Annotated in this window: 2 protein-coding genes; both read right to left on the bottom strand. The window is 67.5% G+C overall.

Annotation, left to right across the window (positions count from 1 at the left end; all coding sequences use genetic code 11):
- Window positions 1-244: 244 nt before the first annotated feature.
- On the bottom strand, window positions 245-3,871 hold the full coding sequence (locus tag EGJ34_RS08990; RefSeq protein ID WP_185750118.1) for a hypothetical protein: 3,627 nt from the start codon (window positions 3,869-3,871) through the stop codon (window positions 245-247).
- Window positions 3,872-3,881: 10 nt separating this feature from the next.
- A complete protein-coding gene (locus EGJ34_RS08985) occupies window positions 3,882-14,612 on the bottom strand; it encodes an Ig-like domain-containing protein (protein WP_312023023.1) in 10,731 nt (3,576 codons plus the stop codon).
- Between the last annotated feature and the right edge of the window lie 3 nt (window positions 14,613-14,615).

Raw genomic sequence — 14,615 nt, 5'->3', positions numbered from 1 at the left:
CGTCCTGTGCACGTAACAATTCGTAGGTACCACGCCATGCGTGGTACCCGCGCGCAGCGCGGCACAAGCATCCGAAGCCCGCATCCATCACGTTGCGATACACCGACCAACTTTTAGTGGTGGCCGAAGACGCGTGTCAGGCGTTCATGACGCCGGAACGAAGAGCGGACGGGCATGGCCCGTCCCTACGCAGACCCTACCTGTAGTGACGCGCCATGCGCGTCACTTACAACCCCACCCCTCCTCAGTAATATCCCGAAAGGTTCAGGAAGAACCCCTTGCTCTCATACCGCAGCTCCGTCAGGTCATCACTGAACTCGGTGAAGTTGTACCCCGCCCCCCCCTTGAAGTTCTGCCCGCTCTGCCGGTCCACCCCAACCAGCCAACCCTGCTTGTCACCGCCCTCGCGCACGTCCAGCCAGCGGTACTCGGCCAGCCCCTCCCACTGCGCCCACAAGCGATACCGCAGCTGCAGCGCGGAGAAGTTGACTCGACTATCCAGCCAGTCCCCGGTACCCCGCCCGGTCCGGTAATCGCCCCAGCGCGCAGCCAGCTTCCCAGCCACTTCCCAGCGCTCGCCAACCTGCCGCACCGCCTCGAACGACACGATCTGCGACTTCTGGTCGTACACATTGCCGCCCTCCTGCCCCAGCGAGGCCACGTCATACAGATACGTGTATTTGCCGAACGCGGCCCAACGGGTGTTGTCGTGCGGCCGCCAGGCAAAACCGATGTTCGATTCCACCAGCTTGGCATCCGCCAGCGCGTTGCGCTTGTCCTGGGTATCGGCATAGTTGGCACGCAACGCAATGCGCCAATCCTCGTTCACCTTGTAAAGCAACCGATTGGTGGTCACCCACTGCTCACGATCTTCCGCACCTTGATCCCGGCGGTACTCGAGCTTGCTGGTCCACTGCGTGTTGGCGTCGGTACGCCCACCACTGACGCTGTAGGCGCGGCGGTCGACGCGACCCGTGGTCGCATCCAGCTTGCCGTCCATCACCGTGAAACCCAGGTTCCAGCCCTGCGCAGGATAGAAGTCCATGCCGAAGGTATTGACCAGCCCGGCGGTGTCCTCGCGACGGTCCTTCAGGTACTGGCTTTCATTGAATACATTGACCTGGTTGCTCAGCCGCCAGCGCTGCCCCAGCGTCCAGCCCGACTGCAGGCCCGTGTCGTACAGCGGGTCCACCGTGGTGCTGTCGGTGCTGTAGCTGTAGTTGCCGTAGAAGCTGTGCTCGGGCGTCATCCAGTACTCGGCTTCGACCTTGCCGCCATCGCCACGGCTGCCGCTGCTGACTTCAGCGCCCACGCTGGAGCGGTCGCCAAACAGATAGCGCGTGCCCAGGGTCAGCAGGTTGTTGTCCTCGTATGCGCCGCCATCGTCATCCACGGTCAGCTGGCCGGTGCCATACAGCTCCCACTTCGCGCCCAAGCGCTGGCGGTAACTCAGCGCGGCCAGGGTACCGTCCACTTCCACGCCGGCGCTTTCCTCGCGCACGCGGCGCACTTCGCCACCAAGCTGGCCATTGTTTCCAAGCCGCCAGTCCAGGGTCAGCTGCGACTGCTCCACCGCCACGTCGCCGCGTTCGGCACGGCTCTGCCGGCCATACAGGCTGAGATTGTCGGTGAAATAGCCCAGGAATTCGGCACCGTACTCTTCCAGCGCCAGCCCGGTGTCGGCACGCGAAACCGAAAAGCCGGCGTCCACGTCGCGCCACCAGGCTCCGAAGCTCCAGTCCTGCTTCGTCCAGCCCAGCTCGCGCAGGTTGGCACGGGCCTCCACGGCGCGCGCGTCGCCCTTGCGCTGGCCATCCAACGGGTTGCGCTGCACGAAGCTCAAACCGCCGTTGTCGGAGTAGAAGATCGGCGCGGCGGTGGCTTCGGTGCGGGTCTGCTCCAGCTTCAGGTAAGTGCCACGTCCGGCCTGCAAGGTCAGGTCCGCGCCCATCAGGCTGTAGTCGTCGCCGCTGCGGTTCTCATCCACGTAGGTGCCGCCCACCGCGACGTGGTCGCCGAACCACTGCTTGCCGCGCAGGCCGGCGCTGACGTCGTCGGTGCTGAATCCCAGCGGCACGTACTCGTAATCCACCAGCAGGATCTGGTCGTAGCCATCCAGCGGGGTGTCACGGGTCAGCGTGCGCACGTTCTCGCGGGTGATCTGCGACAGCGCGCGGGTCAACAGGATGCGGCCCTGGATCTCGTTCACCTCGTAGTCCACGCCGGCCTGCAGGGTGGTGCGTACCTCGGTGCGGCCGGTGGTGCGGTCACGCACCTCCAGCACCACCTGCTCCGAGCCCGGCAGCAGGTCGGTGTGGCGCAGGTAGTACAGGCTGCCACCGGTACCAAGGAACTCGCTGTGCCCGAGTGCGGACTGCGCTTCGGAACCGAACGCCTTGAGGTAGGAACGCGGGTCGCCCAGCGGCGTGGTGGCGCGCGAACGCCAGCTCAGCGCCGCACCGTACAGCGAACGCACATACTGGCCGTACTCGGTACCGGTGAAACCGGTGGCGAAGTTGCCCCATAGTGCCTGGTTCTGGTCCCAGTCCACGCGCACGTACAGCTGGCCTTGCGTATCCACGTCACGGTAGGTGGTGGAGTCGTCGCCGTACACCGGGTAGTACTGGTCCGGGTCCAGGCGACGGAACACGTCGCGTGCATCGGCATCGAGGAAGCCGCTGAACAGGTCCTTGAGCTCGCGGTCGTAGGTGTCCGCCTGCGCGGTGATCAGGTATTTGCCACGCAGCTTGCTCTTCAGATAGAAGGCCAGACGCCCTTCGCTGAGGAAACTGTCATCGCGGTCCTGGTCGGCCACCAGCGGGTCCAGATTGCCGCTGGCGGTGTTCTTGGACATGGTCACGTCGGCCAGCGCGACCAGGAAGCGGTAGCTGCCGGTCACATCCACATCCAGCGTTCGGGTCAGGGGTTCCGCATCCAGCGCTTCCACCTGCACGTTGTAGCGGTGCTGGCCGATCGGCTCCAGGAACTCAGCGGCGAACTTCTGCTCCAGATCCACCGGGAAACTCTGGCCGTTGATCAGCACCCGTGCGTTCGGAGCCAGGCCACGACCGTAGATGCGTACACGCGAGCCGTAAATGGCAATGTTCTGCTGGCGCAGCGCATTCTGCCCGTAGATCGCATTGGTCAGCTGCTGGTCGCGTGCGTCCTCCCCATTGAGCACCCTGCCAAGTGTCTTCTGCACGTTGTCGCGGACCTGCTGGGTGCCGCGCTCGTAGTCGGTCGGCAGCACCAGCTGGAAGCGCTGGGCGCTGGTTTCATCGAACGAGCCATCCTTGCCGTAGGCCCGCGCGATGTACTGCAGGTCATCGCCTTCGCGCAGGTTGAGGTCAGCCGGCAACTGGCCGTCCCATTCGGTGTTGGCGACGTAGTCCACCGGCATGTCGATGCGGGCCAGCGGGGTCACCAGGTCCGTGTCGGAGCCGCGATACAGGGTGATCTCGATCCGCTCGATGAACGAAGCGTAGTTGTTGTAGCCGTGGAAGCGCAGCGGCTTGGTCAGGCGGCCGTTCTCGAACGGGGCCATCGAACCGGTCTGCACATTGAGCACCGGTGCCGACAGCGCCGGATCTTCGGTCGCCCACACCACCGCACCGTCCGGAAGCTCGGTGACGAACTGACCGCCGGGCGCAGGCACGTTGGCCCCCACCGGGGTGGCCGGGGCTGGCGACGGTGCCGCCATCGGCTCTTCCTGCACCTGCAGCAGCAGTTCATTGCCACGCTTGCAGCCATCCGCGCCGCACAGGGTGGTGGGGATGTCCACCGCCTGCGGCGCGGTGGTCTGCGCCGACGCAACCGGCAGGCTGAGTGCGAGAACGATGACCAGTGCCGTGATGAAAGGTGTCTTGTGCATGGTCATCTCCTCAGCGCTCGGCGCGGTCGGCAGGGCGGGCCGGTGCGATGGGCTGCACCTGGACCTGCACGCGGTCGGCGACGTCGGCCGGGAGGCGTGGCAGCAAGGCCTGTCGTATTGCGTCCACCCGGGCCAGGCCCAGCGCCTCCTGGCCGCCAGGTGTCTGCAGCAGCAGGCGACCGCCAGCGCCGACCTGCAGCAGCCGTGCGGCATGCGCCAGCACGGCCTCGCTGTCGGCTGACAGCCGTGCCGAGCCCGGCTCAAACACGCCCTCCCCGATGTTCAAGGTCGGCGGTCTTGCGGCTGGCGGGGCCGTATCGAACCGTGCATCCGGCAACTGCACGCCGAAGTCGAAGCGTGCCGGCAGCCCCGGGGTGACCCGGCGCAGCAGCGGATTGCGGGTGGTGAAGCGCGCGTCGGCCGGCAACGTGGTGGGGTCCACCTTGAGGATGAAGTTGCGTCCGCGTGCGCCGCCGCCGTCGATACCGACCAGGTGATAGCGACCGAAGGCGTCGGTCTCCATCACCAGGCCTTCCACCGAGGCCACGCGCACGCCCGGAATACCGCGCTCGCCGTCGTCCTGCACGCCGTTGCCGTTGCGGTCCTCGAACACGCTGCCGACGATCAGGCTTTCATCCAGCAGCGGGTCGCCCACCACCTCCACATCGGCCGAGGCCACGTTGCCGATGGTGGTGTTGACCGCATCCACCGCGGTCACCCGGTTGGTATGGATGCCCTGGCCGACGCCGGCACCCACCCGCAGGTAGTACACCAGAGTGGCCTGGCCACCGGCAGGAATGTCGATGCCATCTACCCGCAGCGGCGTGCGCGAGGTAACAAAGCCGGCATTGTCCAGATCGCGGACCGCGAAGCCTTCCTGCACGAAGGTGAAGCCGGCCGGCAGGGTATCCAGCACGCTCACGCCCAGTGCATCCACTTCACCCATGTTCTCCACGGTGACCGTGTACCGCATCAGCTCACCCACCTTCACCGTGCGCTGCGCGGCCTGCTTGCTCAGGCGCAGGAAGGTTTCGCCGGCGACCACGGTGATGTTGACCGCACCGTCCACGCACACCGGAGTGGGAATGGACATGTCGCAGATGTTGTAGGTGAAGCTGTCCGGGCCGCTGTAGCCAACGAAGGCGGTGTAGATGCAGACGCCATCGGTGCAGGTCACCCGGCCATAACGCGCCGCGAACAGAATCCGGAACGACCGCCAGTTGATCGGAGCACCAGTGGTGCTGACGTTGTCCACGATGGAGAAGGTGGTCGGCTCGCCGTCCTCGGCAGTGATGACCTCATCCACCACATCCACGTCATTGGGCAGCACCTGCACACTGACCGTCGCAATGCCGCACTCGGCCGGCGTGGTCTGGGTGCAGACTGTGTAGGCGAAGGTATCGGTCCCACTGAACATCTCGTTCGGGGTGTAGCGCAGGGTGCCATCGCCAAGCACTTCGACGCTGCCCGAGGTCGGGGCCGTACTGATGGTGACAACCAGCGCCGAGGGCACGGCCGGGGTTCCACCGACGAGGTCGTTGGCCAGCACCGGAATCACGACCGCCGTTTCCTGCTGCGTGTCGGCGGTGTCGTCGGCCGGCTGTACCGGCGTGCCGGTCGGCGGACTGGCCAGGGTCACGCTGACCGTGCCGATGTCGCACACGCTGGGTTGGGCGACCAGGCAGATCTGGTAGGTGGTCGTGTAGGTGGCACCGGCCACGCCGCCGGAGACATCCACGCTGCCGCTCGGCTGGATGGTGATGGCGGTGGTGTTGGTCGGCGTCAGCAGCACCGTGGTCGGATCCAGCGCGCTGCCGTTGAAGGTGTCATTCACCAGTACGTTCAACACACCCGTGCCGCCGGTGACCGGCACATCGCTCACGGTGTCGTCGACCGCATCCAGCGTGCCGCCGGCTGCGGTCACGGTGATGCTCAGGGTGGCGGTATCACAGACGCCTGCATACGGTGCCGGCAGGCACAGCTGGTAGTTGAAGGTGTCGCTGCCGGTGAAGCCGGTGTTCGGCGTGTACACATAGCTGCCGTTGGCATTGAGCACCACGGTGCCCTGCGCCGGTGCGGTGACCAGCGAGTACACCGATCCACCGCCCGCGTTGTCATTGCCCGCCACGCTGCCACTCAATGCCTGGCCCGCCGGTGTCGTTGCCACGTCGTTGACCGCATCCGGGCGCACCAGCACCAGCGCTGTGGCCTGGGCGCAGTTGCCGGGGTTGGTGGCCTCGCAGATCTGGTAGGTCAGCGACAGGGCACCTGCGGCAGCGCTACCGGCGATGGTGATGATGCCGTTGGCATCGATGCTGACACCGTCCGGGGGCGCGACAAGCGACACGCTTACCTGCGCTGCCTGCACCGGCACGCCGTTGATCAGGTCGTTGGTCAGAACCGACGGTGTACTGCCGCCTGCGCCCGGCAGGGTCGGCGCACTGCTGAAGTTGTCGCTCACCGCCTGCAGCGTGGTGGCACTGACGGCGACGCTGACCGTGGCGGTGTCGCACACATTGAGGTTCGGAGCCGGCAGACAGACCTGGTAAGTGAAGCTGTCGGTGCCGGTGAAGCCCGGATTGGGCGTATAGCTGATGGTGTTGTCGCCGTTGACTACCGCCGTGCCATTCACCGGTGCACCCACCACGGTGAACACCGGGTTGAGCGGCAACGTGTCGTTGGCGGCAACGTTGAGCACGGTGGTGCCGGTGCCTGCACCCAGCGTGTCATCGGCGGCGTTCGGACGCACCGCCACCAGCGCGGTCGCCTGGCCGCAGTTGGTCGGGACCGCGTTCTCGCAGACCCGGTAGGTCAGCGTCGTTGCTACCGGCGTCAGCCCGGCCGCCACGGTGATCACGCCATCGGCGGCCATGGTGTAACCGGTGACCGGGGTGACCAGCGACGCGGTCACGGGCGTGGTGCCCGGCACGATGGTCGCACCATTGAAGCTGTCGTTCAGCAGCACGCTGGTGGTGGTGCCACCGGAAGCCGGCACGATCGGCGTCGAGCTGAAGTCGTCGTTGAGCGCGCCCAGGCTGGTGCTGCCCACGTTTACCGTGACCGTGGCGGTCGAGCACACCCCTGCCCCCGGGGCCGGCAGGCAGACCTGGTAGGTGAAGCTGTCGGTGCCGGTGTAGCCCGCCGTCGGCGTGTAGCTGATGGTGTTGTCGCCGTTGACCACGGCCGCACCGTTGCCCGGCGCGACCAGCACGGTCAGGGTCGGGTTGGACGGCAGGGTGTCATTGGCGGTGACGTTGAGCACCGTGGTGGTGCCGGCCGTGGCCGTGAGCGTGTCGTTGGCCGCCGCCGGGCTTACCGCGACGATGGCGGTTGCCTGCGCGCAGTTGCTCGGTACCGCGGTTTCGCAGACCTGGTAGGTCAGCGTCGCGGCTGCGGGCGTGGTCCCGGGGGCCACGGTGACCTGACCGTTGGGGGCGATGGTGTAGCCGGTCGGCGGAGTGACCAGGGTGACCGTCACCGGCGTGGTACCCGGTGTAATCGGCACCCCGTTGAAGGTGTCGTTGAGCAGCACGCTCGCGGTGGTGCCCCCGCTGGCAGGCGCGATTGGCGCGGTGGTGAAGTCGTCCGCGGTCGCCACCACGCTCGTGGCCGCGACATTCAGGGTCACCGTGGCGGTATCGCAGACACTGGCCCCCGGTGCCGGCAGACACAGCTGATAGGTGAAGCTGTCCGCACCGGTGTAGCCAGCGGTCGGGGTGTAGTTGATGCTGCCATCGCCATTGACCGTGGCGGTGCCGTTGGTCGGTGCCACGGACACGGTCACCACCGGGTTGAGCGGCGCGGTGTCATTGGCCAGCACGTTGAGCAGCGTGGTGGTGCCGGCGCTCGCGAGCAGGGTGTCAGCCGCCGCGTCGGGACTCACCGCCACCGCGGCGGTGGATTGGGCACAGTTGGTCGGCACGGCGGTCTCGCAGACCTGGTAGTTCAGCGTCACCGCCGCCGGCGTGGTGCCCGCAGCGACCGTGATCACGCCGGTGGCGGCCATCGTGTAACCGGTCACCGGGGTCACCAGCGAAGCACTGACCGGCGTCGTGCCCGGCACGATGGTGGTGCCATTGAAGGTGTCGTTGAGCAGCACGCTGGCGGTGCTGCCACCGGCCGCCGGTGCGATGGGCGTGCTGGTGAAGTTGTCGCCCACCGCCACGATGCTGGTGGCACCCACGGTCAGCGTGACCGTGGCGGTGTCGCAGACGCCCGCGCCCGGTGCGGGCAGGCACAACTGGTAGGTGAAGCTGTCCGGTCCGGTGTAGCCGGCGGTCGGGGTGTAGCTGATGGTGCCGTCGCCATTGACCGTGGCGGTGCCATTGATCGGGGCGACCGACACCGTCACCACCGGGTTGAGCGGTGCGGTGTCGTTGGCCAGCACATTGAGCACGCTGGTGGTGCCTGCGGTGGCGGTAAGCGTGTCGGCTGCTGCTTCCGGGCTGACCGCCACGATGGCCGATGCGCCGGCGCAGTTGGTCGGCACCGCGTTCTCGCAGACCTGGTAGTTCAACGTGACCGCGGCCGGCGTCGTTCCCGGCGCGACCGTGATCACACCCTCCGCACTCATGCTGTAGCCCGTGACGGTGGTCAGCAGCGAAGCGGTCACCGGCGTGGTGCCCGGCACGATGGTCGCGCCGTTGAAGGTGTCGTTGAGCAGCACGCTGGCGGTGCTGCCACCGGCGGCCGGCGCGATCGGCGTGGTGGTGAAGTCGTCGCTGAGCGCGGTCAGCGTGGTGGCACTGACGTTGACGGTGACCGTAGCGGTATCACAGACGCCCGCCCCCGGTGCCGGCAGGCACAGCTGGTAAGTGAAGGTGTCGGGTCCGGTGAAGGCACCGTTCGGGGTGTAGCTGATGGTGCCGTCGCCGTTGACGACGGCAACGCCGTTGGTCGGCGCGACCGATACGGTCACCGTCGGGTTCAGCGGTGCGGCATCGTTGGCCAGGACGTTGAGCACTGTGGTGGTGCCGGCGGTCGCCGGCAGTGTGTCAATCACCGCATCCGGACTGACCGCAACCACGGCGGTGGAAGCGGCGCAGTTGGTCGGCGATGCGTTCTCACACACCTGGTAGTTCAATGTGACGGCGGCGGGCGTGGTGCCCGGGGCCACCGTGATCACACCGGTGGCGGCCATGCTGTAGCCGGCAGGCGGCGTCAGCAGCGATGCGGTCACCGCCGTGGTGCCCGGCACGATGGCCGCACCGTTGAAGGTGTCGTTGAGCAGCACACTGGTGGTGCTGCCACCCGCAGCCGGCGCAATCGGCGTGGCGGTGAAGTCGTCGTTGGCCGCGACCAGCGAGGTGGCGCTCACCGTCAGCGACACCGTCGCGGTATCGCACACCGACGCACCCGGTGCCGGCAGGCAGACCTGATAGGTGAAGCTGTCCGCCCCGGTGAATCCGGCCGTCGGGGTGTAGCTGATGGTGCCGTCGCCATTGACGGTGGCGGTGCCATTGGTCGGGGCCACCGACACGGTGATGGTCGGGTTGGCGGGCAGCGTGTCGTTGGTGGTGACGTTAAGCACGGTGGTGGCACCGGCCGTGGCCGGCAGGGCGTCGTCCGCCGCCACCGGGCTGACCGCGACCACCGCACTGGCGGCAGCGCAGTTGGTCGGCACCGCGTTTTCGCAGACCTGGTAGTTCAGCGTCACGGCGGCGGGTGTGGTGCCGGCGGCGACGGTGATCACGCCATCAGCCGCCATGCTGTAACCCGTCTCGGTAGTGAGCAGGGTGGCGGTGACCGCCGTGGTGCCCGGCACGATGGGTGCACCGTTGAAGGTGTCGTTGAGCAGCACGCTGGTGGTGCTGCCGCCAGTGGCCGGTGCAATCGGCGTGGCAGTGAAGTCGTCATTGGCCGCCGCCAGGGTGGTGGCGGCCACCGTCACGGTCACCGTGGCGGTATCGCAGACCGCAGCGCCGGGAGCCGGCAGGCACAGTTGATAGGTGAAGGTGTCAGTGCCGGTGAACGCGCCGGTCGGGGTGTAGCTGATAGTGCCGTCACCGTTGACGATGGCGGTGCCATTGGTCGGAGCGACCGACACGGTCACGGTCGGGTTCAGCGGCGCGGCGTCATTGGCCAGCACGTTGAGCACGGTGGTTGTGCCAGCAGCAGCGGGCAGCGCATCGGCCACCGCATCCGGGCTGACCGCGACCAGCGCGGTGGCACCGGCGCAGTTGGTCGGCACCGCGTTTTCGCAGACCTGGTAATTGAGCGTAACCGCGGCCGGCGTCGTACCCGGGGCCACGGTGATCACGCCGTTGGCGGTCATGCTGTAACCGGTGGGCGGCGTGATCAGCGATGCGGTCACCGCCGTGGTGCCCGGCACGATGGGTCCACCACTGAAGGTGTCGTTGAGCAGCACGCTGGTGGTGCTGCCGCCGGCCGTCGGCGCGATAGGCGTGGCGGTGAAATCATCGTTGGCCGCGACCAGTGAGGTCGCACTGACGGTGACGGTCACGGTGGCGCTTTCGCACACACTGCCGCCGGGTGCGGGCAGGCACAGCTGGTAGGTGAAGGTATCGGTGCCGGTGAACGCCCCGGTCGGGGTGTAGTTGATTGAGCCGTCTCCGTTGGCCACGGCGGTGCCGTTGGCCGGGCCGGCCGTGATCGTGACCACGGGATTCAGAGGTGCGGTGTCGTTGGCGAGCACGTTGAGCACGCTGGTGGTACCGGCGGTGGCCGGCAGCGCATCAGCCACGGCTTCCGGGCTGACCGCGACCACCGCAGTGGCGGCCGCGCAGTTGGTCGGCACCAGGTTCTCGCAGACCTGGTAGCTGAGCGTGGTGGCGGCCGGCGTGGTGCCCGTTGCCACGGTGATCACGCCCGCCGTCGACATCGTGTAGCCGGTGACCGGGCTGAGCAGCGTCGCCGTGACCGGCGTGGTGCCCGGCACGATCGGATTGCCGTTGAAGGTGTCGTTGAGCAGCACGCTGGTGGTGGTGCCGCCGGCCGCAGGTGCGATCGGCGTGGCCAGGTAACTGTCATTCACCGCCACCAAGGAAGTCGCGCTGACAGTGAGCGCCACGGTTGCGGTATCGCAGACCGTGCTGTGCGGGGCGGGCAGGCAGAGCTGGTAGGTGAAGGTATCCGGACCCACGAACGGACCGGTGGGCGTATAGCTGATGGTGCCGTCGCCATTGACCACGGCGGTGCCGCTGACCGGCGCGACGCTGATGGTCAGCACCGGCGTGGTCGGGGCGACGTCGTTGGCCAGCACGTTGAGCACGGTGGTGGTGCCAGCAGTCGCCGGCAACGTGTCGTTGACGGCATCCGGGCTCATCACCACCACGGCGGTGGCGGTGGCGCAGTTGCTCGGCAGCGCGGTTTCGCAGACCTGGTAGTTCAGCGCGATTGAACCCGGCGGGGTGCCGGCAGCGACGCTGATCACGCCGTTCGCGGCCATGCTGTAGCCCGACTCCAGGGTGAGCAGCGATGCGGTGACCGGGGTGGTACCTGGCACGATGGCGGCACCGTTGAAGGTGTCGTTGAGCAGCACGCTGGCGGCGCTGCCGCCGCTGGGCGGGATCGGGCTGGCGCTGTAGTCGTCATTCACCGCGACCAGTGCTGCGTTCGCCAGCGTCACGGTGACCTGGGCGGTATCGCAGGTGGTGCCGTCCGGGGCCGGCAGGCAGACCTGGTAAGTCAAGGTGTCGGTACCGGTCTGCCCGGCAGTGGCGGTGTACTGCAGGCTGCCGGCGGTCGACAGCACGGCGGTACCCTTGGTCGGCGCAGCGATCACGGTGAAGGTGGAACCGATCGGCGCGTTGTCATTGCTGGCCAGGTTGAAGGTGCCGGTCTGGGTACCCGTGACGCTGGCAGTATCGTCCTGCGCATCGGGTGCGATCAGCACCTGCACAGCGGCGGTGTCGCAGTTGGTGGTGGAACCCAGTTCGCACAAGCTGTAGGTCAGCGCGGTGGCACCGGCCGGCGCGAATCCACTCACCGTAATCACGCCGTCGCTGTCGATGCTGAAGCCGGCCGGGGGGCTGACCAGATTCACGGTGACCTGCAGCGGGCTGGCGGCAGCGCCGTTGAAGGTGTCGTTGCCGAGCACGCTGGGGGTGGTGCCGCCGGCGCCCGGTGCGATCACCGGCGCGCGGAAGTTGTCGTCCACCGCGTTGAGCGTGTTGGCGATGACATTGAAGGTGATGGTCCCGGTGGCACAGGTCGCGCCATCGGGCGCTGGCAGGCAGACCTGGTACTGCGCGGTCTGGGTGCCCGCACCCGCCGGCGTATAGGTGAACGCGCCATTGGGCTGCAGCGCCAGGGTGCCTGCAGCCGGTGCGCTGACCACGCTGAAGGTGGAACCGGCCGGTGCGTTGTCATTGATGCTCACGTCACCGACCAGCGGCTGCCCGGCCGGCGTGGTGTAGGTGTCATCCGCGGCATCGGGTGCGATCAGCAGCGCTACCTGCGCGGTGTCGCAGTTGGTCGTGGTGCCGGCTTCGCACAGTTCATAGGTGAGACTGACCACACCGGCGGCGGCACCGGCCGGCACATTGATCACGCCCGCGCTGGTGATGGTGTAACCCGGCGGCGGGGTGTTGATCAGGCTGACCGTGACCTGCGCGGCGGTGACGGCCACGCCATTGAACAGGTCGTTGCCGAGTACGCTGGGCGTGCTGCCGCCAGTGACCGGCGAGATCGCCGGCACGGTGAACGGATCGTCGACCGCGTCCACGGTGTTGGCGGAAATCACGAAGGTGGCGGTGGCGGTGGAGCAGACGCCACTGTTCGGAGCCGGCAGACAGACCTGGTAGTCGAAACTGTCATTGCTGGTGGTACCGGGATTGGCGGTATAGGTATAGCCACCATCAGCGGCGAATGTCAGCACGCCCTGGGTAGGCTGGCTGAGCAGCGTGAACACCGAGCCGACCGCGATGCTGTCGTTGGTGGCCACCGATTCGGTCAACGATTCGCCTGCGCGCAGCGCAACGCTGTCTGCCACCGCAGTGGGGCTGACCAGCACCTGCACGGCGGCAATGTCGCAGTTGCTCGGCGCGGCCACCTCGCACAACTGATAGCTCAGCGAAACCGGACCCGGAGTGGTACTTGCTGCCACGGTGATCACGCCCGTGGTCGCATCCAGGGTGAAGCCTGCCACCGTACCCTGCAGGGTGGCCGTAACGGTTCCCTGCGTGACCACGACGCCGTTGAGGGTGTCGTTGCCCAACACGCTGGGCGTGGTGCCGCCGGCAAGACCCGGAACCGGCGTACCGAACAGGTCATCGTTGGCCGCCAGTGCGTTCGCCCCGAGGTTCACGGTGACGGTTGCGGTGGCGCACACGCCTGCGTTCGGAGCGGGCAGGCACACCTGATAGCCGAAGCTGTCGGTCCCGGCACTGCCGGCGTTGGGCTGGTAAGTGAAGCTGCCGTCGGCGTTGACGTTGACCGTGCCTTGGGTCGGCGTGGCCCCGGCCGCGGTAAATACCGAACCAGCAGGCGTGTTGTCGTTGCTGCCGACGTTGGCGGACACCGGCTGGCCCGCACCCGGCGTGCTGACCGTATCGTTCACCGCGTTCGGGCCGACCACCAGCTGCACGCTGGCGGTGTCGCACAAGGTGGGCGCGGCGGTCAGACAGATGCGGTAGCCCAGCGTGACCGGACCGGCCACGGCATTGGCGGGCACGCTGATGAGGCCATCGGCATTGATCGTGTAGCCGGCCGGCGCGGTGATCAGCGTGGTGGTGATATCGCCCGGCACCACCGCCACGTTGTTGAAGGTGTCGTTGATCAGCACACTGGCGGTGGTGCCGCCGGTCGCTGCCGGAATCGGTGTGGCGTTGAAGGGGTCATCCACCGCGTCGATGACGTTGGCGGTGAGATTGACGGTGACCGTGGCGGTGTCGCACACGGCGGCGTTCGGCGCGGGCAGGCACAACTGGTAGCTGAAGGTGTCAGTACCTGTTGCCCCGGCGTTGGCGGTGTAGGTGAACGCACCGCTGGCCTGCAGCACCACACTGCCCTGGGTGGGCGCGGCACCGGTCTGGACGAAGGTGGAACCGGCAAACAGATTGTCGTTGCTGCTGACGTTGCCGTTGACCGCCTGTCCGGCCTGCACCGCCACGCTGTCATCCACCGCGTTTGGGCTGACCACCAGCGCCACGTTGGCGCTCGCGCAGTTGCTGGGCGAGGCCGCCTCACAGATCTGGTAGGTCAGCGTGACCGGACCGGCCGCCGCCGTGGCCGGCACCACAATGGTGCCGTTGGCGTTGATGTCATAGCCGGACGGCGCATTGGTCAGTGTGGCCACCACCGCGGCGTCGACGAACGCGGCACCGCCCAGGGTGTCATTGGCGAACACGCGCGGCGTGGCACCGCCCGCGCCCGGCGGGAACGGGGTCGCGCTGTAGTCATCGTTGGTGGCGACAATCGCCGCCGCCTGCACAGTGATGGTGGGCGTGGTGGCGGTGTTGTCGCCCGGGGTCGGGTCAGTGGTGCCCGGCGGCGGGGTGATGGTGGCGGCGTTGGCCGAGATCGTGGCGGGGGTCACGGTGGGCGCGGTGCCACTCACCAGCACCACCAGCACATCGCCCACGCCAACGTTGACGCCGACATTGAGGCTGCCGGTACCCGAGGCAGTGGCGCACGAGGTCGCGGCCGACACCACCGCGCAGGTCCAGGTCACGCCGGTGAGCTGCGCCGGCACCGAGTCGGTCAGCGTCGCCCCCACCGCGCGCGACGGCCCGGTGTTGCGCACTTCAATGCGGTACTGCACCGCGCCGCCGGCCGGCACCGG

Origin of the sequence: Stenotrophomonas sp. 278 (assembly GCF_003935715.1) — a bacterium.
Classification (GTDB): domain Bacteria; phylum Pseudomonadota; class Gammaproteobacteria; order Xanthomonadales; family Xanthomonadaceae; genus Stenotrophomonas; species Stenotrophomonas maltophilia_AH.
The sequence above is the reverse complement of the archived record's forward strand: the minus strand, read 5'-3'. Positions and strand labels throughout refer to the sequence as shown.